13 protein-coding genes are annotated in these 26,855 nt (G+C 70.5%); 6 read left to right on the top strand and 7 right to left on the bottom strand.

What is annotated here, in order from left to right; all coding sequences use genetic code 11:
• Positions 1 to 213 precede the first annotated feature (213 nt).
• The 3 genes from ACWD6R_RS22760 (at position 214) to ACWD6R_RS22750 (ending at position 6,029) form a co-directional block, all read left to right on the top strand.
• The gene (locus ACWD6R_RS22760; RefSeq protein WP_406420086.1) at positions 214 to 1,089 is read left to right on the top strand and encodes a carbohydrate ABC transporter permease; all 876 of its coding nucleotides are present in this window, start codon (positions 214 to 216) and stop codon (positions 1,087 to 1,089) included.
• Positions 1,090 to 1,271: 182 nt separating this feature from the next.
• The gene (locus ACWD6R_RS22755; protein ID WP_451820359.1) at positions 1,272 to 3,605 is read left to right on the top strand and encodes a bifunctional glycosyltransferase/CDP-glycerol:glycerophosphate glycerophosphotransferase; all 2,334 of its coding nucleotides are present in this window, start codon (positions 1,272 to 1,274) and stop codon (positions 3,603 to 3,605) included.
• Positions 3,606 to 3,827: 222 nt separating this feature from the next.
• A complete protein-coding gene (locus ACWD6R_RS22750; protein ID WP_451820358.1) occupies positions 3,828 to 6,029 on the top strand; it encodes a bifunctional glycosyltransferase/CDP-glycerol:glycerophosphate glycerophosphotransferase in 2,202 nt (733 codons plus the stop codon).
• A 263-nt stretch (positions 6,030 to 6,292) separates the two neighbouring features.
• Here ACWD6R_RS22750 and ACWD6R_RS22745 read toward each other — a convergent pair whose 3' ends face one another.
• From ACWD6R_RS22745 to ACWD6R_RS22725, 5 genes are all read right to left on the bottom strand, one after another.
• Positions 6,293 to 6,667: a DMT family transporter gene (locus tag ACWD6R_RS22745; RefSeq protein WP_366695121.1), complete on the bottom strand. Its 375-nt coding sequence runs from the start codon at positions 6,665 to 6,667 to the stop codon at positions 6,293 to 6,295.
• 82 nt (positions 6,668 to 6,749) lie between these two features.
• Positions 6,750 to 8,267, bottom strand: a complete 1,518-nt coding sequence (locus ACWD6R_RS22740; RefSeq protein ID WP_451820357.1) for a methyltransferase domain-containing protein — start codon at positions 8,265 to 8,267, stop codon at positions 6,750 to 6,752.
• Positions 8,268 to 8,297: 30 nt separating this feature from the next.
• Positions 8,298 to 9,539 carry a glycosyltransferase family 39 protein gene (locus ACWD6R_RS22735; protein ID WP_451820356.1) on the bottom strand — a complete coding sequence of 414 codons (1,242 nt, stop codon included), beginning with the start codon at positions 9,537 to 9,539 and terminating at the stop codon, positions 8,298 to 8,300.
• A gap of 238 nt (positions 9,540 to 9,777) precedes the next feature.
• Complete coding sequence (locus tag ACWD6R_RS22730) at positions 9,778 to 13,320, bottom strand: CDP-glycerol glycerophosphotransferase family protein (RefSeq protein WP_451820371.1); 3,543 nt, start codon at positions 13,318 to 13,320, stop codon at positions 9,778 to 9,780.
• 95 nt (positions 13,321 to 13,415) lie between these two features.
• Complete coding sequence (locus ACWD6R_RS22725; protein WP_451820355.1) at positions 13,416 to 15,407, bottom strand: bifunctional glycosyltransferase/CDP-glycerol:glycerophosphate glycerophosphotransferase; 1,992 nt, start codon at positions 15,405 to 15,407, stop codon at positions 13,416 to 13,418.
• Between the two features lie 102 nt (positions 15,408 to 15,509).
• On the opposite strand from ACWD6R_RS22725, the gene ACWD6R_RS22720 reads away from it, so the two are divergent.
• Complete coding sequence (locus ACWD6R_RS22720) at positions 15,510 to 18,974, top strand: bifunctional glycosyltransferase/CDP-glycerol:glycerophosphate glycerophosphotransferase (RefSeq protein ID WP_451820354.1); 3,465 nt, start codon at positions 15,510 to 15,512, stop codon at positions 18,972 to 18,974.
• Here the strand turns inward: ACWD6R_RS22720 and ACWD6R_RS22715 are convergent.
• Positions 18,961 to 19,569 (bottom strand): TetR/AcrR family transcriptional regulator, encoded by a 609-nt coding sequence (locus ACWD6R_RS22715; protein WP_451820353.1) that lies wholly within the window; start codon positions 19,567 to 19,569, stop codon positions 18,961 to 18,963. The two genes, ACWD6R_RS22720 and ACWD6R_RS22715, sit on opposite strands and share 14 nt — an antisense overlap.
• Positions 19,570 to 19,753: 184 nt before the next feature.
• Here ACWD6R_RS22715 and ACWD6R_RS22710 point away from each other — a divergent pair, with 184 nt between their 5' ends.
• Together ACWD6R_RS22710 and ACWD6R_RS22705 are read left to right on the top strand one after the other, a co-directional pair.
• Complete coding sequence (locus tag ACWD6R_RS22710; RefSeq protein WP_451820370.1) at positions 19,754 to 20,668, top strand: ABC transporter permease; 915 nt, start codon at positions 19,754 to 19,756, stop codon at positions 20,666 to 20,668.
• 4 nt (positions 20,669 to 20,672) lie between these two features.
• Entirely contained in the window at positions 20,673 to 21,452 is a 780-nt protein-coding gene (locus ACWD6R_RS22705; protein ID WP_451820369.1) for an ABC transporter ATP-binding protein, read from the top strand.
• A gap of 73 nt (positions 21,453 to 21,525) precedes the next feature.
• On the opposite strand, the gene ACWD6R_RS22700 is transcribed toward ACWD6R_RS22705, so the two are convergent.
• Complete coding sequence (locus tag ACWD6R_RS22700) at positions 21,526 to 26,556, bottom strand: NAD-glutamate dehydrogenase (RefSeq protein ID WP_451820352.1); 5,031 nt, start codon at positions 26,554 to 26,556, stop codon at positions 21,526 to 21,528.
• Positions 26,557 to 26,855 lie beyond the last annotated feature (299 nt).

Raw genomic sequence — 26,855 nt, 5'->3', positions numbered from 1 at the left:
GAAGGGCGCCGATGACGGCTCCGTCGACCACGGCCGCCTCCGGCCGGGGGTCCGGGGGTTGCCCCCCGGGAAAGCACAGCAACATTCGCCGGATCCGGAAGGAAGGGCGCCGATGACGGCTCCGTCGACCACGGCCGCCTCCGGCCGGGGGTCCGGGGGTTGCCCCCCGGGAAAGCACAGCAACATTCGCCGGATCCGTAAGGAGGGGCGCCGATGACCACCCCTACGGCGAAGGCGACGCAGTCCCTCGGCTCACGGATCGCGGCCCGCACCGGCGGCGGCGCGATGCGGGTCTTCCTCATCCTGGTGGGTCTGTTCTGGCTGATGCCGACCATCGGGCTGCTGCTCTCCTCGTTGCGCGGCGCCGACGACATCGCGGCGACCGGCTGGTGGAAGGTCTTCACCGCCCCGTCCGAGCTCACCTTCGACAACTACAGCCGGCTGCTGGACAATTCGACCATCACCCACTCCCTGCTGAGTACGGTCATGATCACCGTGCCCGCGACCGTCCTGGTCGTGGTGATCGGTTCACTGGCCGGGTACGCCTTCGCCTGGATGGACTTCCCCGGCCGCGACTGGTGGTTCCTGCTGGTCGTCGGGTTGCTGGTGGTCCCCGTGCAGGTCGCCCTCGTCCCGGTCTCCAAGCTCTTCGGCGAAATCGGGATCTTCGAGACGACCTTCGGCGTGATTCTCTTCCACACCGCCTTCGGGCTGCCGTTCGCGATCTTCCTGCTGCGGAATTTCTTCGCGGAGATCCCGCGTGAACTCCTGGAGGCGGCGAGGCTCGACGGGGCCGGCGAAATCCGGCTCTTCACCCGGGTCGTGATGCCACTGGGCGGTCCGGCGATCGCCTCGCTGGGGATCTTCCAGTTCCTCTGGGTGTGGAACGACATGCTGGTCGCCCTGATCTTCGCGGACTCCGACTCCCCGCCGATCACCGTGGCGCTGCAGCAGCAGGTGCGGCAGTTCGGCAACAACATCGATGTGCTGGCGCCCGGCGCCTTCGTCTCGATGGTGATTCCGCTCGCGGTGTTCTTCGCCTTCCAGCGCCAGTTCGTCTCCGGCGTGATGGCGGGCGCGGTCAAGTAACCGCACACCGAACCGACCGGAATCCATCAGATGTACGTCAACGTGGGGCGGGTCCCGTTACCGATAACGGGACCCGCCCCACCTGGCATTTCGCGCGAATGCCACGTTCGGCGTAACCCTCGCACTCCATCGGCCGTTTGCGGACCACCCGCCCGCGCCAGCGAACGACCCATGGATGTGTTGTGCCCCGGTTCAGTGTCATCGTGCCCGCGTACCAGGTTCAGGCGTATCTGGACGAGAGCCTGGACTCGGTGCTGACCCAGTCCTTCGAGGACTTCGAGATCATCGCGGTCGACGACTGCTCCCCCGATTCCTGCGGCGCGATCATCGACGGGTTCGCCGCACGCGACAGCCGGGTACGGGCCCTGCACCTGCCGGAGAACGTGGGTCTTGGCCTCGCCCGCAACGCCGGGATCGCGGAGGCCACCGGCGACTACCTGATCTTCCTGGACAGCGACGACACCCTCGCCCCCGGCGCCCTGCGGGCCATCGCCGACCGGATCGGGGAGACCGGCGAACCGGACGTCCTGGTCTACGACTACGCCCGGACGTACTGGACCGGCGAGAGCGTACGCAACACGTTCGCCGAGCATCTCGCCGAGACCGGCCCTGCCACGTTCACGCTCGCCGACCGGCCCGGACTGCTGAAGGTCCTGATGGTCGTCTGGAACAAGGCGTACCGCCGCGCTTTCGTCGAGGCCGAGGGGTTCACCTTCCCGCCCGGCTACTACGAGGACGCCCCCTGGACCTACCCGGTGCTGATGGCCGCCGGTTCGATCGCGGTCCTCGACCAGGTGTGCGTCGGCTACCGGCAGCGGCGTCGGGGCAACATCCTCTCCACCACCAGCCGCAAGCACTTCGACATCTTCGACCAGTACGACCGGGTCTTCGCGTTCATCGACGCCCGCCCCGCACTCGCCGCGTGGCGGCCGGTGATCTTCCGCAGGATGCTCGACCACTTCTCGACGCTGTTCACCACGCGCGGCAGGCTGCCGCGCGCCAGCCGCACCGAGTTCTTCCGCCGCGCCCGCGCCCACTGCGCCCGCTACCGCACCCCCGGCGCCCCCGCCCCGCGCCGCGCCCGGCTGCGCCACGGACTGATCCGGGTCGGCGCCCATCGCACGTACCGTGCCCTGTGGTCCGCGAAGCTGCTGCGCGGGCGGCTGCGCCGGCTCACCGGGGCCGTGCGCCGGGTGACGCGGGCCGCCTCGCTCCAGGCCTATTACCGCATCCAGCTGCGACTGCCGATCCGCGCGGACCGGGCGGTGTTCGCCGCGTACTGGCACCGCGGCTACGCCTGCAACCCGGCGGCGATCGAGGCGAAGGCCCGCGAACTGGTGCCCGGGCTGCACACGTCCTGGATCTGCCGCCCCGAGGACGCGCACACCGTCCCCACCGGGACCCGTCCGCTCGCCCCGGGGACGTACCGCTACTGGCAGGCTCTCGCCCGCTCCAAGTACCTGGTGAACAACGTCAACTTCGACCGGCGGCTGGTGAAGCGGCCCGGCCAGGTGCTGCTCCAGACCCATCACGGCACCCCGCTGAAGACGATGGGCCTGGACCTTCGGGACCGTCCCGCGGCGGCCCGCTCCATGGACTTCGAGCGGCTGCTCGCATGCGTCGACAAGTGGGACTTCTCCCTCTCCGCGAACCGGCACTCCACCCTCGTATGGGAGAAGGCGTATCCGTCGGGATCCGCCGGCTGCACGACGCTCGAGTACGGCTATCCGCGCAACGACCTCTTCCAGCGGGCCACCGCCGCCGATGCGGCGCGGCTGCGCGAGTCGATCGGCGTCCCCGAGGGCGCCACCGCCCTGCTGTACGCCCCCACCCACCGCGACTACCGGCGCACCCAGCACCTCGACCTCGACCTGGAGCGGGTGGTCCGGGAGCTCGGTCCGGGCTTTGTGATCCTGACCCGCGCGCACTACTCGTACGAGGCTCCGCTGGTCCGCGAGCCGCACCCGCGGATCATCGACGTCAGCGGCCATCCGTCGGTCGAAGCGGTCGCGCTCGCCTCCGACGCCCTGGTCACGGACTACTCGTCGCTGATGTTCGACTACGCCAATCTGGACCGGCCCATCGTCATCCACAGCAGTGACCGGGAGGCGTACGAGGCGGCCCGCGGCACCTACTTCGACCTGCACTCCTGCCCGCCGGGCGCGATCGCGCACAGCGAGGACGAGCTGCTCGACATCTTCGCCACCGGCCACTGGCGCGGCTCCCGCTCCGCGCAGCTGCGGGCGGCGTTCCGGGCGCGGTTCTGTCCGTACGACGACGGGCACGCGGCGGAGCGGGTGGTGCGCCGGGTCTTCCTGGGCGACACGGACGTGCAGGTGACCGCGGTCCCGCCGGCGCAGCAGCGGCCGGTGACCGTCGTCGTACCGGCGCCCGCCACGGATCCGGGATCGCCGGCCGTCCCCGCTGCCGCGGGTTCCGGTTCCGCTCCGGCGGACCGACAGGCGGCGCCCGCCGAGCGCGGCCTCGCCGGGGCGCAGTCCGTCAACGGGACCTGATCGCCGTCTCTCCTCCCAGTGCCGTGACCGGCAATGTTTGCCCCATGAGGAGCGTCGTCCAGTGCGTCCCGATCGCAAGGCGGCCAGAAGTCCTTGTAGCGGAGCTACCAGGGCTTGTGGCCAACGCGGCGAGCGGGCGTGCTGGACGACGCAACGGGGCAAAGCTTGCCGGGAGGGGCACTAGCTTTGCCCCGCTGTGCCAGTGACCGAGAAAGAGTGTGTATGCCCCGGCTGAGTGTCATCATCCCCGTCCGTCGCGCCCGCGGACATCTGCGCGAGTGCCTGGAGGCGGTTCTCTCGCAGTCGTTCACGGACATCGAGGTGATCGGTGTCGATGACGGGGCGCCGGACGGCTCGGGACTGCTGCTCGACGAGTTCGCCGCCCGGGACGGCCGGGTGCAGGCCGTCCACCTCCCGGCGGACGAGGGTGCGGGCGCCGCCGGTCGGCGCAACGCCGGGGCGGAGCGGGCGCTCGGCGACTACTTCCTCTTCCTGGAGGGCAACTTCGTCCTGTTGCCGGGCGCGTTGCAGGCCGTCGCCGACCGGCTCGATGCCACGGGCGACCCGGACCTGCTGCTGTTCGGCCACCACAAGCGGCCGTTCCGCGGCCGCCCCCAGCCGACCCGGTCGCTGGAGTTGCTGCGCGAACTGCCCGCGGTCCGGCTCACCCTCGCCGAGCATTCCGGGCTTCTCGACATCGCCCCGGTCTCCTGGAACCGGGCCGTGCGCCGCAGCCTCCACGAGTCGGAGAAGCTGGCCTTCGGACCGGGACAGCACGGAGAGCGGATGTATGCGCTCCAGACGCTGGCCACCGCCGCATCGGTCGCCGTTCTGCCGCTCGCCTGTGTCGAACACCGCCGGCAGCGCTATCTGCCGGACCTCGCCGACGAGTCGGAGCCGACGGACGGCACGACGCCGCTCCAGCTCGTGGAGGCGTACGCCGGGCTGATGACGTTCCTCGGGGACCGGCCGGTGCTGCACCCGCTGCGCGCCCTGCTCTTCGATCGGGCCGCCCAGGAACTCCTCAGCGGGTATCCGTCGGTGAAGCGGCGGCGCAGGCGGTACGTACGGTCCGTGGCCGCGTTCCACCGTACGCACCGGCCCGAGGGTCACCGGTTCCCCGGCGGCGCCAAGGGACTGCGGCCGGGGTTGATCGGCGCCGGCCGGTACATGGCGCTCGGCGCCCTCGACACCGTGCTCGCCCTGCGCCGGGGTGCGCACTCCGCACCCGCCGCACTCCGCGCGCGGGCCAAGCGCACGCTGTCCGCGCGCTACTACTGGTGGCAGCGCAGGCGCCCGCTCGACCGCGGGCTCGCCGTCTACGCCGCGTACTGGAACCGCGGCGTCAGCTGCAATCCGGAAGCGATTTTCCGCAAGGCCCAGGAGCTGGCTCCCGGAGTGCGCGGGGTGTGGGTGGTGTCGAAGAACCAGGTGGACGCGGTGCCGCCCGGCATCGACCACGTGGTGCCGGGGACCCGCCGCTACTGGGCGCTGCTGGCCCGCGCCACGTACTTCTTCAACAACGTCAACTTCCCCGACCACCTGGTCAAACGCCCCGGACAGATCCATGTCATGACCCACCACGGCACCCCACTGAAGATCATGGGCCTGGATCAGATGGAGTATCCGGCAGCGGCGCAGGGCCTGAACTTCGACCGGCTGCTCCAGCGGGTCGACCGGTGGGACTGGAGCGTCTCCGCCAACCCGCACTCCACGGAGGTGTGGGCCCGCGCCTACCCGAGCGCCGCGCGCTCGCTGGAGTCCGGCTACCCGCGCAATGACGTCCTGACGACGGCCACGGGCGCACAGATCGCGAAGATCCGGGCCGGGCTCGGTATCCGGCCCGGGCAGCGCGCCGTGCTGTACGCGCCGACGCACCGCGACTACGAGGCGTCGTTCACCAGCCGGATCGATCTGGAACGGCTCGCCGATGCGCTCGGCCCGGGCACCGTGATCATGGTCCGCGCGCACTACTTCTACGACGGTGCGGGGCTGCCGGACCGTCCGACGCTCCTCGATGTCTGCGACCATCCGCGGATCGAGGAGCTGTGCCTGGCGGCCGACGCGCTGGTGACTGACTACTCGTCGGTGATGTTCGACTACGCGGCGCTGGACCGCCCGATCGTGGTGCACGCCCCGGACTGGGAGACGTACCGCACGGTCCGCGGGGTCTGCTTCGATCTGCTGTCCGGGGCGCCGGGCGACACCCCCGGGGCGGTCTCCACCAGTACGGAGGAGCTGGCCCGGATCTTCCTCGACGGCAGCTGGGACAGCGCGGAGAATGGGGCGCTGAGGGCGGCGTTCCGGGCGCGGTTCTGTCCGTACGACGACGGGCACGCGGCGGAGCGGGTGGTGCGGGCGGTGCTGCTGGGGGAACCGGCGGCGCCCGGCGGGCGTTTGCCATCGATCGCCGGACGGGCTTGATCGCCCCGCCCGGCGAGGGGGTCCCTCCCATGCCCTTAAGGCTATGGGGGAGATCGATGGCGCACCCGGCCCCGGGATGCGCCTCAGAGCCTGTCGGGTGACCTCTGATCGGGCGGCCACGCCCTGGCACGCACGCTTCCCGCGTTGCCGAAATGCCAGCTTCGTTCGAGCAGGGGAGACCCCATCCGAGGGCCTTCCGGCGCCTTGGAATCGTACGCACCAGACCGCGTCCGCTTTCCGATCGAAGGTCACCCGACAGGCTCTCAGCGTTGCTGGCCCGCCATGACCGTGGCGAGGCCGATGACGACAAGCAGCGAGCCGCCCCAGGTCCACATCGAGGTCCGCTCGTGCAGCACCGTCGATCCGGCCATCACGATCAGCAGGTAGCCGAGCGCGTTGAACGGGTACGCGATGCTGAGCGGCACCTTGGCCAGCGTCGCCATCCAGGCGAGCGCGGAGACCGCGAAGACGACCAGCCCGAGGATGACCCACGGGCTGGTCGCGGCGCGGATCGCGAGCGATCCGCCGTCGCGCCCGGCCGTCGCCGCGGCACCCTTCATACCGTGTTTGAGCATGATCTGGCCGCCCGCCGACGCGAACACGGCGAACAGGAGCAGCGTCAGACTGGGCAGGGTCAAGGTCTTGCTCCTGACTGCGGGGGCGGGCGGCGGCCCGGGAGCGCGTGAGGGGGCGGGTACGGAGGCGGCGGGAGCCGCGGTCTCAGACCCCGACCCGGTCGGCAGAGGCGTACTGTCGGTTGAGGATGTCCTGAACATCGACGTGCTCTCCAGCGATGATCGTCTCGGCCGCATGCGGGGTGAGCAGTGCGACGTGCTGATAGCCGAACAGCGTCGGCCGGATCCGGGTCAGCAGCTTCGAGAGCCCGCTGAGGATCGCGGGGAGGGGGCCGCGGCCGCCGAGCAGGGACCAGAACGGCGCCCCGGTGGAGGCGATGTCGAGGACGTCGTAGCCCGCGTTCCGGACGGTGCGGCGGAGGCTGGCCCGGGTGAAGAAACGCAGATGCGTTTCGTCGAGGATGCCGCGCCGGTCGTAGTCGAAGATCCCGAGCGCGACCCGCAGCCGTGAGTACCAGTGGCTGAAGTTCGGTACGGAGAGAAGTACCTGGCCGCCCGGCCGCAGCACGGTCGCCACCTCGGAGAGGACACGTTCGGGGCGGGAGAGGTGCTCGATGACATCGCCGGCGACCGCATAGTCGAAGTCGACGCCGATCTCGTCGGGCAGCCCCTCCTCCAGGTTGGCGAGATGGAAGTGTGTGCACTTCTCGCGGACCCCTGGCACCTCGATGTAGTCGACGCCGGTCACTTCGTGGCCGAGGGCTTCGAGGCGCTGGGCGAACAGCCCGCCGGAACAGCCGAGATCGAGCACCCTGCCGGGCGGGAGCGCCCGCATCTTCTCCAGGATGACGGCGTGCGAGGAGCCGTCGCCCTCCTTGAAGGCGTACTCGACCGGCTTGGGGATCCAGGCGCAGGTACCGAATCCCTTGACGGCGAGGCGGTATTCGAGGACGTCCTTGACGACATCCTTCGCGTACTTCATGCCGTTGACGTAGCAGATCTCGTCGCCGTAGTACGTCGGTACGGGGATCTCCTTGATCCGCATTCCCTCGTTGAGCAGCTGGACGATGATCTGCGTGTCGAAGTCGAACGCGTCGGTGTTCCGGCCGATCGGCAGTTTCTTGAGTGCCGCGACACTGTAGGCGCGGTAGCCGGAGTGGAATTCGGTGAGCTGCGAGCCGAGGAGCCCGTTCTCCAGCCGGGTGAGAATGCGGTTGCCGAGCCATTTGTAGACCGGCATGCCGCCCTTGAGGGCGCTGCCGGACTTCATCATCCGCGATCCGAACACGGCTTCGCATTCGCCGCGTTCAATGGGGTCGACCATGTCGGGAAGCAATTCGGGGGCGTACTGTCCGTCGGCGTGCAGCAGCACGATGATGTCGAGTCCGTGTTCGGCGGCCAGCGCGTATCCGGCCTTCTGGTTCCCGCCGTATCCGAGGTTCTTGGTGTGCCGCATCACGACCGTCCGGGGCATCCCCTCCGTCTGGGACCAGCGGCATCCTGCGGTGAAGGTCGCGTCATGGCTCGCGTCGTCGAGAATGAGGACCTCCGAGATCCGGGACCGGAAATCCTCCGGAATGCGGTCGAGGGTGTTCTCCAGCGTCGTCTCGGCGTTGTACGCGACCACCAGGATGCCGATCCTGGGGCTGGTGCTTTCCTTCACGGGAGGTTCTCCAGTTGTGCTCGGGTGTGGTCAGTTGCCGGCGGAACCGGACGGCTGTGAGGCACGGGGCGCCGTGGCTGACGCCCGTTCGGCGGAGGTCGACGAGGGCGCGGTCGGCGGGGCGGCGAGGATCTTGCGGACGCCGGCGACCAGTCCGATCGCGAGGACGAACCACCCGGCGGCGCCGAGCTGCAGCACCGTTTCGCTCCAGCGCACGGCGGAGCGTCCCTGGTAGCCGAGGACGGCCGTCCAGCCGAGCAGGCAGCTGTACGCGAGTCCCTCCCAGAACCCGATGACGAACATCGCGGCTGCCGCCCAGGTCAGGTACTGGAGGGCGGAGGCGGTGGAGAGGAGGAGCAGCAGGCCCATCGTCACGGCGACGACCCCGGGCAGCTGCGCGGGCCGTACCCAGGCCAGCCAGACGCCGACAGCCACGCAGACCAGCACGAAGAGGAAGTGGCCCTCGCCGCGGATGAAGGCGATGAACGGCTCCGGCAGACCGAGTACATCGGCGAACCGGACGAGCCCCCAGAGGCGGTAGTTACCGCCCGCGTACTCCAGGACGTTCTCCTTGAGGTTCTCCGGCACGGTCACCAGGACCGGTCCCCAGACGAGGGCGAACAGGGCGGTGAACCCCGCGGTGAAGCGGACGAACACCGGCCGCCCGCCGCGCAGGGCGACGACGAACAGCGCGGGGATCACCACGACAGGGATGAACTTGACGCTGATGGAGAGCGCGGCGGCCACCCCCGCGGCCAGCGGCGCCTTCCGGTCTGCCAGCAGATACGCGGCGGCGAGGGCGAAGGTGATGGCGACCGCGTCGGTGTTGCCGTGGTACCCGGAGGTGGCGATCAGTACGGGGCTGAGGGCCACGCCCGCTCCGCAGGCGACCGCGGTACGGAGAGGGCCGCGCCGCCGGACGATTTCGAACACGACGAGCGCGCAGAAGAAGTCGGCGATCGAGGCAGGTGATCGGATCAGCGTCCCGAACGGAATTCCGAGTTCGGCGAGTTTGTTCAGCCCGAGAAGCATCCATCCGGCCAGCGGCGGATGGTTGTAGACAGGCAGGCCGGGCAGCGGCTGCTCATAAATGCGAATGGGGCCGTAAACGGTGATGGCCTTTGCGAAACCTTGGAAGATGCGCACGTCGGCGGGGCCGGGTGTGTTTGCCGCGATCAGCATTCTGACGAGCAGCCCGACGGCTGCGGTGACGAGCACGACGGCTCTTGCGCGTCGTACGTTCCAGGTGTCGCACCACATTCGGATACCCATGAAAACAGAACGTAGCAACCAGAGGCCGCTATACAGCGCACCGATCAACATACTTAAGCGGGATGGGAATCGATTCCCTGCTCAACAGGAACTGCACCGGATGGCGCGAATCACTCGAACGGTTCATGCAGCCTGCATTCCCACGAGCCCGTTCGCGTTCACCGCCGCTTCACCACCGAGCCCGGTGCCGGTCCCCCCGGTGTACGGGGTCCGGCACCGGGGAACACCGCTGCGCCGCCTACAGCATCCGGTCGACCACCCGCTGCGCCGCATGCCCGTCGTCGAGATCGCAGAAGTCCCGCCGAAATGCCTCGTACGCCTGCGCGTGTCCCTCGGTGGCCCGGACCGGATCACGCAGCGCCTCGACGAGGCCGTCGGAGTCGGGGATCAGGGGACCGGGGGCGCGGTTCTCGAAGTCGAAACAGAAGCCGCGCAGGGTGTCGCGGTAGTGGGCCAGGTCGTACGTGTGGAACAGCATCGGGCGTCCGGTCTGCGCGAAGTCGAACATCAGCGAGGAATAGTCGGTGACCAGCGCGTCGCTGATCAGCATCAGTTCGCCGACGTCCCCGTAGCGCGAGACGTCCCGCACGAAGCCGCTTCCGGTGTCCGGAAGCCGGTCGGTGACCAGATAGTGGCGGCGCACCAACAGCACACTGTCGGAGCCGAGTTCTCGTTCGGCGGCCGCCAGATCGAGCTGAAGGTCCAGGGCATACCTGCCGCCGCCCTGCGGCCGGTCCTCGCGCCAGGTCGGCGCGTACAGCACGACCCGCCTGCCCGAGGGGATCCCCAGCCGCTCCCGCACCGAGGCGGCCACCTTGGTGCGGTCCGATGCGTGGAAGAGGTCGTTGCGGGGGTAGCCGCACTCCAGCATCTCCCCCCGGTAGCCGAAGGAGCGCCGCAGGACGGGGGTGGAGAAGCTGTTCGGGGAGACGAGGACGCTCCACTGACTTGCGCGCTGTTCAATGGTGGCGATGTAGGCGGCGTTTGCCTGGGCGGTGCCCGCGAGGTCGAGGCCGATGCGCTTGAGGGGGGTGCCGTGCCAGGTCTGCACGACGGTCTGGCCGTCGCGCCGTTCGAACCAATCGGGCAGCTGGGTGTTGGTGACGATGTGGCGGCTGCGGGCCAGCGCCTCGTGCCAGGCAGCGGAGCCGTGGACGACGGCGGTGGCGCCCGCCGGGATGCGGGCCTGCTGATCACGGACGACCCACAGGTGCTCGAATTCGGTGGTGCGGGCGGACAGTTCCTCGTAGATCGCCCGCGGTGAGTCGGAGTACTGGCGGCCGTCGAAGCTGCTGTAGAGCACGGCCTCGCGCGGGGGTGCCGCCGTGCGCTGCCGTCCGTACGCCTCGCGCAGCAGCCGCTTGCCGCGGACGCCGCGTTCGTCGGCGGTGAGCACCGACGCGCAGTCGATGAGCAACTGGTCGTGGTAGCGCCGCTCGATGACGTACCGACGCCCCGCAAGGGTTCGCGTGGCGGGGAGGGTGCGGTGGGCGGCGACCGGGATGCGCAGCGGCAGGTCGAGCGCGTCGTCGGTGGCGCCCTTCTCGCGGAGGAAGAGGTACCAGTGGCCCTCGCCCAGCGGCAGTGCCCCGCCGGGTGCCTCGGCGGCGTCCGGCCGCAGCTCGGCCCGGAACCGGCGCGCCTCGGCGGGCCCGGAGAGGGCCACCGGGAACACGGCCTCCTCCCGGTGTCCGCTGTGCCGGGCGACCAGCTCGACGGGGCGGTCCGGTTCGTCGGGGAAGGTGCCCTCCAGGAGCAGCAGGCCCTCCTCGGTCCAGCTCGCCAGCTCACAGACGGGCTGTACGGTCCGGTCGCTGATCAGCAGATTGCCGCGGGAGCCGGCGGTGAGAGCGAGCTCCCGCCTGGCGCCGTCCGCGCCGCGCGCGACCGGGTAGCGGCCCGGCAGGACGGGTCCCGGCACATCGATCGGTGTCCGGCGGCCGTCCGGTCCGACGAGGTGGAGGCTGTACGGGACGGTGCCCGCGCCCGCCGGCGGCCGGGCGTCGGTCAACGCGCCGAGCGGGATCTCGGCGGTGAAGCGCCGCCAGCCCGCCGCCGACGGCACGGCGCCCTCGTGGACCGCCGCCGGACAGTCGAAGGAGGTGCCGGACGGCCGGTGGGTGAGGCCGATCCGCAACGGGCCCGTGCCGAGGCGGTCGCGGATCATGCCGTCGATCACCACGGTGCGTGTCCCGTCGCCCGCGTCGCCCTCCCGGTGCGTCTCGAACCGGGCGTCGATCCGCTCGGCATGCAGCACCAGTTTGCCGCTCTCGAAGGCGGGCACGATCCGGTGGTCGCCGTCTGGCCGGTGCACGGGTGGCGCCGCCGCCGCCTCGTCGGTGGAGACGTCGGAGCGGCGCAGCATCCCGTGCCCGGCGATGCCGATTTCGAGCCGCCAGGTGAGCCGTTCGGCAGGGCCGCCGGGATCGATCCGGAGCCTGGCCGGGTCGACGACCGTCTCGAAGCCGGACCGGTCGTAGTCGTGCAGGCTCTGCCGGGAGCGTGCGGTGGCCTCCGGCTCGTCGACGGTACGCAGCCGCAGCGGCACCAGATGCCGTCGGCCGGCCCGCAGCCAGCCCGCCCGGAACTCGCTGCGCCGCGAGGCGGCGGGCAGGTTGCGGATGTAGGCGTACCCCTTGAGGTGCAGCTTTCCGCCCTGCCAGTGCGCCTCGCGCAGCCGGGCGGTGAGCGGCAGGTCCCGGTCGCCGACGCGCAGCACCGATCGTGGCACGGGCCGCGTCAGTCCCGGGTACGAGGCGCTGCGGCGCCGCACGCCCCGTACGGCGAACGCGCCCGGTTCGGCCTTGTCGTGGGCGAGCAGCGCCAGCAGTTCGTCGGTGCGCCGTTCGCGTACGAGGTGCCACATCAGGCGCAGGCGCAGCGGCAGCCCGTCGAGGACAGCGGGGTCGACCTGGTCGGTGAACTCGTTGGCGTACGTGAGGAAGGCGCGGCGGTACCCGTCGTCGCCGTCGGGCAGCGCCTCCATGAAGTACCAGAGGTCGTTGGCGAGGACATGCGCCTCGTAGCGGCGCTTGTCGGCGGCGCTGCGGTGCTCGTCGAGGAAGGTGGAGACGCCCAGTACGTGCGAGGCCCGGTCCTGGATGCCGCGGACGACGGCGCGGCGGGTGGTGATCGAGCCCGCCCGGTCGCGCCAGTGGTAGACGGGGTCCTTGACGACGTCGACGGTGCGGGCCAGGAAGTGGGCGGGGAGGACGACGGGAATGTCCTCGTAGAGGGCGCCGACCGGGAAGGCGAAGGCGTGCGCGTTCCAGAAGGACCGGCGGAAGACCTTGTTGCAGGCGATCCGGTCGGCGGCCAGGTCCCAGTCGCGGGAGATGTGGGTGCGCAGCCGGGTGCTCGCCATGGGTTTGCGGAAGTTGGGCGACTGCTGGAGCTTGCCGGAGGCGCGCAGCCGGAGCACATTGCCGGACGCGAGGTCGGAGCCGGTCTCGTCGAGTGCGCCGACGAGGAGTTCGTACGCGCGGGGCGGGAGGATGTCGTCGCTGTCGACGAAGGCGAGGTAGCTGCTGCCCGGGTCGCAGTTGCGGACACCGGTGTTGCGGGCGTGCCCGAGTCCGCCGTTCTTCTGGCTGACCAGCCGGAAGCGGCTGTCCTGCGCGGCGAATGCGGTGGCCAGGGCGGCACTGTCGTCGGTGGACCCGTCGTCGACCATCACCACCTCCAGATCGGCCATGGTCTGCTCCGCGAGGGACTTCAGGCAGTCCGTCAGATAGAGCTCGACGTTGTGGACGGGGACGACGACGCTGAGCCGTGGCGGCATGTTGAGCACGTCCGTTCATCGGGGGCCTGGTTGTCCGTATGGCTCAACCCCGTGAACGCCCGGGGGTCACCGGTTACGGCCTCGAACGTGTGACATTAGGCGCCGTCCAGGAACAGTCGTCGCACCACGCGTTCGGCGGCGCGCCCGTCGTCGTACGGACAGAACCGCTCCCGGAACGCGGCCCGGAGCGCGGTGGTCTCCGCCGACCGCCACTCCCCCGACCTGAACACCTTGAGCAGTTCGTCCTCGGTGGTGGCGACGGCGCCCGGGGTGTCGCCGGGGCGGCCGGACAGCAGGTCGAAGTAGGTGCCGCGCGAGGCCCGGTAGGCGGCCCAGTCCGGGGCGTAGCTGATGATCGGGCGGTCCAGGCAGGCGTAGTCGAACATCAGTGACGAGTAGTCGGTGATCAACACGTCGGAGGCGAGGCAGAGTTCTTCGACGGACGGGTGCCCGGTCACATCGATCACACGGGCGCCGTGCAGCTGCGCGGAGCGGCCGTAGAAGTAGTGGGCGCGCACCAGCACCACATGATCCGGACCGAGTTCGCGGGCGAGGCGTTCCAGGTCGAGGCGGGGGACGAAGCCCTTGCGGTAGTCGCGGTGGGTCGGTGCGTACAACAGTGCGGTCTGTCCGGGGGCGAGGGAGAGCCGGTCCCGGAGTTCGGCCCGCTGCGCGGCGGTGGCGGTGAAGAAGATGTCGTTGCGCGGGTAGCCGAGGTTCAGATGCTCGTACGAGGACGGGTAGACCCGGTCCCAGATCTCGGTGGTGTGCGGGTTGGCGGAGAGGGAGAAGTCCCACTGGTCGGCGTGGGCGACGATCTTCTCGAAGCTGATGCCGTTGGTGAGGGCCGGGTAGGCGCGCTGGTCGAGCCCCATGGTCTTGAGCGGGGTGCCGTGGTGGGTCTGGAGGTAGACCTGGCCGGGGCGCTTGGTGAAGCCGCCGGGGAAGCTGGAGTTGTTGATCAGATACGTGGCGGTGGCCATGGCCCGCCAGTAGGCGCGGGAGCCTTCGATGACGTACGGGGTCCCGGGCTCCATCCGGTCGCGGTGGCGGGACGAGACGACCCAGACGCCCCGGATGTGCGGGGCGAGTTCGCGCGCCTTGGCGTGGATCGCGGCAGGGTTGCAGGCGACGCCCCGGTTCCAGTAGGCGCCGTACACCGCGAGGTGGGGGTCGAGCGGCCGGTGCAGGTCGGCGCGGTAGGCGGCGCGCATGACGCGGGCGCGCAGCGTCTTCTTCCGGCGGCGCAGGGCGGCGGTGGTCCGGGTGCGCCGGTCGCGGGCGGCCTGCTGGGCACGGTGGGCGGTGTAGCTGCCGGGGAGGCCGGCGGCGCGGTGGAAGGCGGGGCGGTCGGGCGGAGCGATCCGGCCGGGGTCGGCGAGCACGGCGCGCAGATGGCGGGTGCGCGCCTCCTCGACGCGCGGGTCGTGGTCCGTCTCGGTGCGCAGCCGCTCGTACGCGTCGATGACCGCGAAGTGGTGGCGGCCGGGGGTGGTGGCGAAGGTGCCGGTGCGGCGGATGCGGTGGCGGACACAGATCCGGTCGAGCTCGGCGAGGGTGCCCGCGTCGGCGGCGAGGAGTTCGCCGCGGTGGACGGGGAGGACGTCCTCGTAGGGTCCGTCGGTGAAGTGGAGGCCGTGCCCCGTCCAGAACTCCCGGCGGAAGAGCCGGTTGCGGACGGACGGGAGACCGTCGGCGGGGACGGTATCGCCCCACCAGTCGATGCGGTCGTGCGCGAGGAGCAGCACGTCGGGCTCGCTCCGGGCGAGCCGGTCGGCGATCGCTTCCGGTGCGCCCGGTCGCAGCAGGTCGTCCCCGTCGAGGAAGAGCAGGTATGTGCCGCGCGCCTCAGCGGCCCCTGCGTTGCGGGCCGGTCCCGCACCGCGATGCCCGGGAAGGCTCAACACCCTTGCTCTGTGGTCGCGTTCGGCGAACTCGGCGGCGATCTCGGCGCTGCCGTCCGTCGATCCGTCGTCGACGACGATCAGCTCGGTCCCGGCGTCCGACCGGTCGAGCACGGACTCCAGGGTCTCCCTGAGATATCCCTGAACGCGATGGACGGGCACGACGACACTGAGGGGGAGCATGGCAGCCGAGCGTAACCGCGCACGGACCGCGTGCCGAATCGCGTGTTCACCCTTTCGGGTCAGTGCCGGTGACCCGGGGCGTTCGCCCGGGTTGACCCGGGCATGAAGCCTCGTCTCAGTGTCGTCGTCCCCGTCCACAACGTCGAGGAGTATCTGGAGCCATGCCTGCGGTCGGTGGCCGAGCAGTCCGTCGACGCCATCGAGGTGGTGCTCGTCGACGACGGCTCGACGGACGGCAGCACGGCGATCGCCGAGGCCTTCGCCGCCCGCGACCGGCGCTTCCGCTATGTCCGCCAGCCCAATGCGGGGCTGAGCGCGGCCCGTAACGCGGGGGTGCGGCACACCACCCCCGGCGTCCCGTATCTGGCGTTCGCCGACAGCGACGACATCGTCGTCCACGACGCGTACGAGCGGATGCTGGCATCACTGGAGTCGACCGGATCGGACCTGGCGACCGGCAATGTCTGGCGGCTGACCGAGCAGGGCAGGCAGCAGGCCTGGCAGTACCGCTGGCTGACCGGGACCCGCGCCCGCACCCACGTCAGCCGAGATCCCCGGCTGCTCGCCGACCGGGTCGCCTGGAACAAGGTGTTCCGGCGTTCGTTCTGGGACCGGCACGCCTTCGCTTTTCCGGAGGGGAAGCTCTACGAGGACACCCCGGTGATGATCCCCGCGCACTTCCTCGCCGGTTCCGTCGATGTGCTGCACGAGCACGTCTACTACTGGCGGGTGCGGGAGGGTTCGATCACCCGGCGGCGTACGGATGTGAAGGGCGTACGGGACCGGATCGCGGCCTGCGAGCAGGTCAGCGCGTTTCTCGGCGGACGTGAGGCGAACAGGGGCGCGCGCCATCGCTACGACGCGTCGTGCCTGCGCGACGACTTCGTGTACTTCCTGGAGGGGCTGCCGATGGGCGGGCCCGAGTACCGCGACGCGTTCATGGCCGGTGCGGGCGCGTTCCTTGACCGTGCGGGGCCGGCGGTCCTCGACGAGCTGCCCGTGGAGCTGCGGATCAAGTGGCAGCTGGTGCGGGAGCGCAGGACGGCCGAGCTGCTGTCGGTACTCGCCTTCGAACGGGCCAATGGCGCGGGGACGTTCGCGGTCACCGGTGCGCCGGGACGGCGGCGGGCGTCCTTCCCCGGCGTGCCGGAGAGCGCCCGCCCGGCCAGGACCGATCTCCCCGCGGTTGCACGGCTGCTCGGGGCGGAGTGGGGCGGCGACGGGAAGCTCCGGCTGCGCGGATACGCGTACATCCGCAATCTGTCGGCCTCGGCGCCGCGCCACTCGCTGAAGATGGGGATGGTGCGCGCGGCCCGCGGCCCACGGCTGCGGAGCGTGCCGGTGCGGACCGTTTCCGCCCCTGAGGCGACCATCGACTCCGGCCAGGAGTTGCACAGTTATGACCGGTCCGGCTTCGAGCTGATCCTCGACCCGAGGCGGCTGCGGCCGGGCAGCTGGCTGGTCGGAGTGATGGTCGCCGGGCACGGTGTGGTGCGGCGCGTCGCGGTGCGGGCCGTGGAGGCGGGTGCGGTCCAGCCGCTGGTCCACGACCTGGGCGACGGGCGGCGGGCGGTGCTCGACTACCGGGGCGGGCGGCTGCAGCTGACCGTGGCGCAGCTGTCCGCCCGGTGCGAGGCCCATCGCACGGGGGAAGAGCTGGAGTTGACGGGCCGGCTGTACGGGGGCGCGCGGCCGAAGTCGCTGGTGCTGACGTGCGACGGGACGCTGGAGAGCGAGTACCGCTACCCGTTCGAATGCCGGGCCGGCGAACGCTTCACGGTACGGATCCCCCTCACCGACCTCGCCCGCATGGCGGACGCACCCGGCCCGCCGCACCGGGCACCGCGCGAGGTCGAGGCGGAGCCCGGCGGGCGGTGGCGGGCACGGCTGATCCTTGCGGACGGCTCCCGCGTGCCGCTCCCCGCCGCACCGGACCTGCCGCTTCCGGCGCTCGCCGACGCGGGGGGCGAACTGGTCCTGGACCTGACCGGGCAGCCGGTCGTGGACCGGGCCGAGTGGACGGCGGACGGGGCGCTGCGCCTGGAGGGCACGGCAGGTTCGGCGGAGAACGCACCCCCGCTCGTACTGCGGCACGACGCGCTGCGCGAGACGGTGACCATCCCGGTGGCGTACGAAGAGACGCCCGGGGGCCGGCGCGGGGCAGGCCGTTTCACCGCGTTCCTCGCCCCGTCGGTCGCGGCGGGTCTGCACGAGGGGCGCTGGGAATCGCATCTGGGCGGGCTGCCCGTCCGGGTACTGACCGCGCTCACCGCGCAGCTGCCGCTCCGCAGGAAGAGCGAACACGCCGGCTTTGCCCGGGAGTTCACTCTCGACCGCCGACACGGCGACCGGCTGACCGTGCACGCGGGCCCGGCCCTCGCACCCGCCGAACGGGGCGCGTACCGCCAGGCCGCCCTGCGTGGCACGTACTACCCGGCGCAGCGCGCCCTGCCGCTGCGCGACACCGTTCTGTACACCGGCGGCGACTCCCCTCGCGCCGTCCACCACGAACTCGTGCGCCGGGGCGTGGAGTTCGAGCACCTCTGGGTGACGGACGGGCGGCAGGGGCACCTTCCGCCCACCGCCGAACCGGTCGTCGAGCACAGCACCGCCTGGTACGAGGCCCTGGCACGGGCGCGCCGGATCGTCACCGCCGACCAGCTCCCCGAGTGGTTCGAGCGGCGCCCCGGGCAGACGGTCGTGCAGACCTGGCACGGCGCCCCGCTCGGCCGCTTCGGCACGGACCTCACCGACTCCCTCTACGCCGACCACCACCACCTGGCGTCCCTGCCGCACCGCGCCGCCCAGTGGTCCGTCCTGGTCTCCCCCAGCAGCTGGGCCACCCCGCATCTGCGCCGCGCTCTCGCCTACGACGGCGAGGTCCTGGAGGCCGGCTCGCCCGCCAACGATCTGCTCTTCGCCGCCGACCGGGAGAAGACCGCCGAGCGGGTACGGCGAAGGCTCGGCATTCCGGCCGGGCGCCAGGTGGTGCTCTACGCACCGACCTACCGGGACCACCTGGCCCACGCGGCCGCCGACGCCGGATCCCTCCGCTGTCGCTGGGATCCGGCGCTCGACCCCTCGGCCCTGCCGGAGGCGCTCGGCAACACCCACACCGTGCTGGTGCGCAGGCATCCGCGGGTGACCGGCTCCGTGCCCGACGGCCCCCTCGTACGCGATGTGTCCGCGCACCCGGACACCGCCGAGCTGCTACTGATCGCCGATGTCCTGGTCACCGACTACGCGGGGCTGATGTTCGACTTCGCGCACACCGGCCGGCCCATGCTCTTCCACACGTACGACCTGGAGCACTACCGCGACACCCTGCGCGGCTTCTGCCTCGACTTCGAGACCCGTGCCCCCGGCCCGCTGCTCGTCGGCACGGACGAGATCGCCCGGGCGCTGCGCAACCCCGGCACCCTGGCCGCGTCGGCGCATCGGCATGCGGAGGCCTACGAGAGCTTCCGCAGGGACTTCTGCGACCTGGACGACGGCGGGGCGGCGGCCAGGGTCGTGGACCGGCTGCTGGCGCCGCAGGCTACGGAGGGGGCGGTCAGTTCTTCTTGAGGGCGGCGACCGCCGAGGCGGCGAGATCGTCCAGGTACCCCTTGGGCAGCTCGCCGCGGACGACCGCGAGCCGCCAGTAGAGCGGTCCGACGATCAGGTCCAGCGCGCGGTCCGGGTCGCTGTCCTCGGGCAGCTCGCCGCGGGCGACGGCGTCCCGGACGACCACGGCGGCGATGCCCTGCTGCGGGTCGAGCAGGGCCGCCTTGATCGTGTCCGAGATCTCCGGGTTGCGTGCCGCCTCGACCAGCAGGTCCGGGATGACCTGCGAGGCGACGGGGTGACGCAGGGCGTAGGCGGCCAGTTGCAGGACGGCGCGGACGTCCCCGTACAGCGAACCGGTGGCCGGCGCCGGCATGCCCTGGACCGCGACGGCGGAGACCAGGTCGAGAACCAGCGCCAGCTTGGACTTCCAGCGGCGGTAGACGGCGGTCTTGCCGACGCCCGCGCGCCGGGCGATGCCCTCGATCGACATCCGGGCGAAGCCGACCGCCGCCAGTTCCTCGAAGACGGCGTTGCGAATGGCATCGGTGACGTCCTCGCGCAGCACAGCGGCTCCGGCGGGGACGCGGCGGCGGGTTCCCGGGTCGATGGTCATGGCCAGAATGATAGTCCGTAACGACGAAACGGTTGCGTTGCGACGTCTTCGCGTCCTACCCTCGACGTAGCGACGATACGGTTCCGTTCCGGCGATCGCGATTGTTCCTGCCCTCCCGTCGAAAGCGATCGTGGTGAGCCAGACAACAGCCTCAGCGACCCCGCCGGCCGCATCCGCCCAGGCGGTGACCGATGCGGTCCCCGCCCACGCGCTTCACCCGGTGTACGAACCGGGCGAGCTCGCGGCGCTCGCGGCCCGGCACGGGCTGACCGTGAGCGGCGCCCGGCCGACCCTGGGCGCCTACATCCGGCAGCTGTGGGGGCGCAGGCACTTCATCACGGCATTCGCCACCGCCAAGCTCACCGCCCAGTACAGCCAGGCGAAGCTCGGCCAGATCTGGCAGATCATGACCCCGCTGCTCAACGCGACGGTCTACTACTTCATCTTCGGCGTCCTGATGAACACGAAGCGCAACGTCGAGGACTTCGTGCCGTTCCTCGTCACGGGCGTCTTCATCTGGACCTTCACCAGCAGCTCGATCACTGCGGGCACCCGCGCGATCAGCGGCAACCTCGGCCTCGTACGGGCCCTGCACTTCCCGCGCGCCTCGCTGCCGATCGCCCTGGCCCTGCAGCAGCTCCAGCAGCTGCTGTTCTCGCTGGGCGCGCTGGTGCTGATCCTCATCGGGTTCGGGCAGTTCCCGCGGCCGTCCTGGCTGCTGGCCATTCCGGCACTCTTCCTGCAGGCCGTGTTCAACACCGGCGTCTCGATGGTGGTGGCACGGCTGGCCGCCCGGACCCCGGACATCGCCCAGCTGACGCCGTTCGTCCTGCGCACCTGGATGTACGCCTCCGGCGTCATGTGGAGCATCGACGCGCTGCTCAAGGGAGACCGGGTCCCGCACTTCGTGAAGGTCGCGCTGGAGTGCAATCCGGCCGCCGTCTTCATCGACCTGATGCGGTTCGCCCTGATCGACAGCTTCAGCGGGTCCCAGCTGCCCCCGCATGTATGGGCCGTCGCCGCGGGCTGGGCGCTCGTGTGCGGGGTGGGCGGCTTCGTGTACTTCTGGAAGGCCGAGGAGCTGTACGGACGTGGCTGAGAACATGAATGGCACCGACGAGCGGGTCCCTACCGTCGTCGTCGACGACGTCCACATCACGTACAAGGTCAATGGCGCCCGTACCGGAAGGGGCAGCGCCACCTCCGCCCTCAGCCGGATCGCCTCGCGGCGGCAGACCCCCGGAGTGCGCGAGGTGCACGCCGTGAAGGGCGTCAGCTTCGCCGCGTACAGGGGCGAGGCGATCGGCCTGATCGGCTCCAACGGCTCCGGGAAGTCGACGCTGCTGAAGGCTATCGCCGGTCTGCTGCCGCCGTCGAAGGGCCGGGTCCACACCCAGGGCCAGCCTTCGCTGCTCGGGGTCAACGCGGCCCTGATGAGCGATCTGACCGGCGAGCGGAACGTCATCCTCGGCGGACTCGCGATGGGCATGACCCGCGAGGAGATCCGCGAGCGCTACGAGCAGATCGTCGACTTCTCCGGCATCAACGAGAAGGGCGATTTCATCACCCTCCCGATGCGGACGTATTCCTCGGGCATGGGTGCCCGGCTGCGCTTCTCCATCGCCGCCGCCAAGAGCCATGACGTCCTGCTGATCGACGAGGCGCTGTCCACGGGCGACGCCAGGTTCCAGCGGCGCAGCAAGGAGCGCATCATCGAGCTGCGCAAGGAAGCGGGCACGGTCTTCCTGGTCAGCCACAGCAACAAGTCGATCACCGAGACCTGCGACCGGGCGATCTGGCTGGAGGCGGGGACGCTGCGGATGGACGGTCCGGCGAAGGACGTCGTCACCGCGTACGAGAAGTTCACCACCGCCAAGAAGTAGCGGACCCGAACCGAAGGGGGGCGCCCCGGGCCGAAAGCCCGGGGCGCCCCCCTTCCGTACAACCGCGGCCCGATCAGCCGTGCGTACGCAGCAGCGTCCGCATCGTCCGCATGGCCACCGACAGGTTCGCCAGGTCGAACGCGTCCGACCCCTGGATCTCCTCCAGCGTGGAGCGCGAACGCGTCAGGATCGCCGCGTTCTTCTCCTGCCACGCCTCGAACCGCTCCGGCGGCGTCGACGTCCCGTTGCCCACACCCAGCACATCCGCGGTGAGCGCGGCATGCGCGGCGTACAGGTCCTCACGGATGGAGGCACGGGCCATGGACTGCCAGCGGTCGCTCCGCGGCAGCTCGATGATCCGGTCCATCAGCTGGGCGATGCCCAGCCGGTCCGCGAGGTCGTAGTAGACCTCGGCGACGGCGAGCGGGTCCTTGCCGACGCGCTCGGCGATCGCCACGATGTCGAGCGCCGGGAAGGCGGAGGAGAACCCGGCGACGCGCTGCGCCAGCTCGTCCGGGACGCCCGCCTCGGTGAGCTCGTCCAGGATCGACTGGTACCACTCCTCGTCGGCGCCCTTCAGCATCTTGGGCAGCTCGGCCCAGACCTGGTCGACGCCGTCCTTGAAGAAGCCGATCGTCCCGGCGATCTCCAGCGGCTGCGGCCGGTTGCCGAGCAGCCAGCGCGAGCCGCGCTCGACGAGCCGGCGCGAGTGCAGCCGGATCCGGGTCTGCACATCGGCGGCGACCTTGTTGTCGAGCGCCTCGACGGCGTCCCACACCTGGCCCAGGCCGAAGATCTCGCGGGCTGCGGCCTGCGCCCGCACGATCTCCTCGATCGATGCTCCGGTCTCTTCCCGCAGCCGGTGCAGGAAGGTCGAACCACCGGTGTTCACCGTGTCGTTGACCAGCACCGTGGTGATGATCTCGCGACGCAGAGCGTGTCCGTCGACCGCCTCGGGGAACTGCGCGCGCAGCTGATCCGGGAAGTAGGCGTACAGCAGCTTCTGCAGGTACGGGTCGTCCGGCAGGCTGGTCCGGATCAGCTCGTCGGATGCGGTGATCTTCGTGTAGGCCAGCAGTACGGCGAGCTCGGGCTGGGTGAGCCCCTTGCCGCTGTTCAGCAGCTCCCGGATCTGCCGGTCGGTGGGCAGGAACTCCAGCGCACGGTTCAGGTGCCCGTCGCGGCCCAGGCGGCGCATGAAGCGCTGCTGGGCGTGGAGCAGGGAGGCGGACTGGGTGGCGGAGTTGGCGAGCGCGGTGTTCTGCGCGTAGTTGTTGCGCAGCACCAGACGGCCGATCTCGTCGGTCATGTCCGCAAGCAGCTTGTTGCGCTGCTTGACGGTCATGTCGCCGTCCCGGACCAGTCCGTTGAGCAGGATCTTGATGTTCACCTCGTGGTCGGAGGTGTCCACACCGGCGCTGTTGTCGATCGCGTCGGTGTTGATCCGGCCGCCGCCCCGGGCGAACTCGATCCGGCCGAGCTGGGTCGCACCGAGGTTGCCGCCCTCGCCGACAACCTTGGCCCGCAGGTCCTCGCCGTCGACGCGAATCGCGTCGTTGGCCTTGTCGCCGACGTCCGCGTTCGACTCGGCCGACGACTTGATGTACGTACCGATGCCGCCGTTCCACACCAGGTCGACGGGCGCCTTGAGGATGGTCTGCATCAGGTCGGCGGGCGTCATCTTGGTGACCCCCGACTCGATGCCGAGCGCCTCGCGGACGTGCGCGTTGACCGGGATCGACTTCGCGGTACGGGGGTGGATGCCGCCGCCCGCGGAGAGCAGATCCTTGCTGTAGTCGGCCCAGGAGCTGCGCGGCAGGTCGAAGAGGCGGCGCCGCTCAGCGTACGAGGTGGCGGCGTCCGGGGTCGGGTCGAGGAAGATGTGCCGGTGGTCGAACGCGGCGACGAGCCGGATGTGCTCGGAGAGCAGCATGCCGTTGCCGAACACGTCACCGGACATGTCGCCGACGCCGACGACGGTGAAGTCCTCGGTCTGGGTGTCGTGGCCGAGCTCGCGGAAGTGCCGCTTCACGGACTCCCAGGCGCCGCGGGCGGTGATGCCCATGCCCTTGTGGTCGTAACCGGCGGAACCGCCGGAGGCGAACGCGTCGCCGAGCCAGAAGCCGTACCCGACGGCGACCTCGTTGGCGATGTCGGAGAAGCTCGCGGTGCCCTTGTCGGCGGCGACGACGAGGTACGTGTCGTCCTCGTCATGGCGCACGACGTCGACGGGCGGCACGACCTCGCCGGCCACCAGGTTGTCGGTAATGTCGAGCAGCGCCGAGATGAACGTCCGGTACGAGGCGATGCCCTCGGCCATCCAGGCGTCACGGTCGACGGCCGGGTCCGGCAGCTGCTTGGCGACGAAGCCGCCCTTGGCGCCGACCGGCACAATGACGGTGTTCTTCACCATCTGCGCCTTGACCAGGCCGAGGATCTCCGTACGGAAGTCCTCCCGCCGGTCCGACCAGCGCAGACCACCGCGGGCGACCTTGCCGAAGCGCAGGTGGACACCCTCGACGCGCGGCGAGTACACCCAGATCTCGAACGCCGGGCGGGGCGCCGGAAGGTCCGGAATGGCCTGCGGGTCGAACTTCATCGAGACGTACGCGTGCGGCTTGCCGCTGTCCGCCGTCTGGAAGAAGTTCGTGCGCAGGGTCGCCTTGATGACCGTGAGGAAGGACCGCAGGATCCGGTCCTCGTCGAGCGAGGCGACCTGGTCGAGCGCCCCGTCGAGCTCTTCGAGGAGACCGTCGGTCAGCTCCGTGCCGGCGCTCTGCCGACCGGGCGACATCCGGGCCTCGAAGAGGGAGATCAGCAGCCGGGTGGTGTGGACGTTGTTACGGAGGGTGTCCTCCATGTAGTCCTGGCTGAAGGTCGAACCGGCCTGCCGCAGGTACTTCGCGTAGGCGCGCAGCACCATCGCCTGCCGCCAGTTCAGACCCGCGCCGAGCACCAGGGAGTTGAAGCCGTCGTTCTCGGCCTGCCCGGTCCACACCGCGGCGAACGCGTCCTGGAATCGGTCGCGGGCGTCGTCGGCGAGGTAGGTGCCGGTGCCGTTGACCTGCGGCATCCGCAGCCCGAAGTCGTAGATCCAGGCGTGCGTACGGTCCGCGCAGCGCAGCTCGTACGGACGCTCGTCGACGACCTCGACCCCGAGCCGCTGGAGCGCGGGGAGAACGGCGGAGAGGGAAACCTGCTCACCCGTCCGGTAGATCTTGAAGCGGCGCTCACCGGGGCCGGCGCCGACCGGCTCGTACAGGCTGAGCGCGAAGTCCTTCCCGTCCTTCTTCAGCGCTTCGAGGTGGACCAGGTCGGCGACGGCGGCGCGCGACGTGTGGTCGGCCTTGTAGCCCTCGGGGAACGAGTGACCGTAGTGGCGCAGCAGCTCGGCGGCGCGCTCCTCACCGCACTCGGCGGTCAGCGCCTCCTGGAAGCCGTCGGCCCAGGAGCGGGCGGCCTCGACGAGACGCGCCTCGATGCGGTCGGCCTCGGCGTCGGTCAGGTCGGGCAGCTCGGTGCCGGGCGCGACACGCACGACGAAGTGCAGCCGGGAAAGGATCGACTCGGTGTTCCAGGCGGTGAAGTCGACGCTGGTGCCGGCGAGCTCCTCCTTCAGGATGTCGATCAGCCGGAGCCGCACACCGGTGGTGTAGCGGTCGCGCGGCAGGTAGACGATCGCGGAGTAGTAGCGCCCGTACTCGTCCTGGCGGAGGTAGAGGCGCAGCCGGCGCCGCTCCTGGAGGTACAGCACGGACGTGACGATGGAGCGCAGCTGGTCGACGGGCGTCTGGAAGAGCTCGTCGCGCGGGTACGTCTCCAGGATCTGCACCAGATCGCGCCCGTCGTGGCTGTTGGGCGAGAAGCCCGCGCCCTCCAGCACCTCGGCGACCTTGCGGCGGATGACGGGCACCCGGCGCACGGACTCGGTGTAGGCGGCGGACGAGAACAGTCCGAGGAAGCGGCGCTCACCGATGACATTGCCGTCGGTGTCGAACTTCTTCACGCCGACGTAGTCGAGGTAGCTGGGGCGGTGAACGGTCGACCGGCTGTTCGCCTTGGTGAGGACCAGCAGCTTGTGCTCGCGGGCCTTGGCGCGGGCGTCGGCGGGCAGCCGCTCGAAGGACGGGCTGACCGGGTGCGCCTCGTCCTCGCTGTGGTGCGGGTCGGAGCGCAGGATGCCGAGGCCGGTGCCGGGGACGGCGGCCAGCGCGTCGCTCTCCTTCAGCTCGTACTCGCGGTAGCCGAGGAAGGTGAAGTGGTCGGCGGAGAGCCAGCGCAGCAGCTCCCGGGCCTCGTTCACCTCTTCGTCGGCGAGCTCGTCGAGCGGCTCGCCGGGCAGGTCGTCGGCGATGCGCAGCGCGGCGTCGCGCATCTTGTCCCAGTCCTCGACGGTCTCCCGTACATCGGACAGCACGCGGAGCAGATCCACGGAGATCTGCTTCAGGTCGGAGCGGTCGGTCTCGCGGTCGATCTCGACGTGGATCCAGGACTCGATGAGCGCGTCGTGCGGCAGCGCGTGCGTGGTCCCCTTGGCCCCGCTGCCGCCCTTGCGGCCCTGCTGGCCGGCGGAGAGGCCGTTGCCCTCGGCGAGGACCTCGATGAGCTTGCCGGTGACATCGCGACGGACGACGACCTGCGGGTGGATCACGACATGGATACCGCGACCCTGCCGGGACAGCTCATTGGTGACGGAGTCGACCAGGAACGGCATGTCGTCGGTGACGACCTCGACGACGGAGTGGCTGCACGTCCAGCCGTTCTCCTCGACGGTCGGGGTGTGCACCCGGACGTTCGCGGTGCCCTGCGGGCGGTTCTCCGCGAGCCGGTAGTGGGAGGAAGCAGCACCGAAGACATCGACCGGGTCGCGGCCGGCGAGGTCCTCCGGAGCGGTGTGCAGGTAGTAGCGCTGGAGGTACGAGAGCAGCACGTCCGGGCCCGGACGCTCGTCCTGCCCGGCGCCGGTGGCGCCGGCCCCGGTGCCCGCAACGTGCACCCGGGGGGTACCGCCCGGGCCGCCGACACCACCGCCCGGACTGTTGTCAGCTACCCGGGCCGCCCGTGCGAGCAGCTCGGCCTTGGCTTCGTCCAGCTTGGTCTGCATGTCCTCTGGCTCCTGTCGCGCGCCGTTGCGTGACGTAGGTGAAAAAAGCGACGTACCGCCACGACGCGGGGTTTCCGGTCTGAGACGACGCTATGCCGCTACGAGAGATGCCCGGGACCATATTGGCCATTTTCGGCAGCGGGTCCGGGACGAGGGGATCAGTGATCGCCCGGGCACGGTGGCACTCCGGGCGCAGGCCGGGGGCTTCGCTGCCCCCGAGGCATATCGCGCTGATCACGGGTCCAGGCTATCTCGCCCGTACCCGGAACCGTCATGAGCCGTATGTGTACAAAGAAGGC

The sequence above is a fragment of the Streptomyces sp. NPDC005151 genome (genome assembly GCF_053599875.1).
This window is presented reverse-complemented; position numbering and strand designations above follow the sequence as displayed.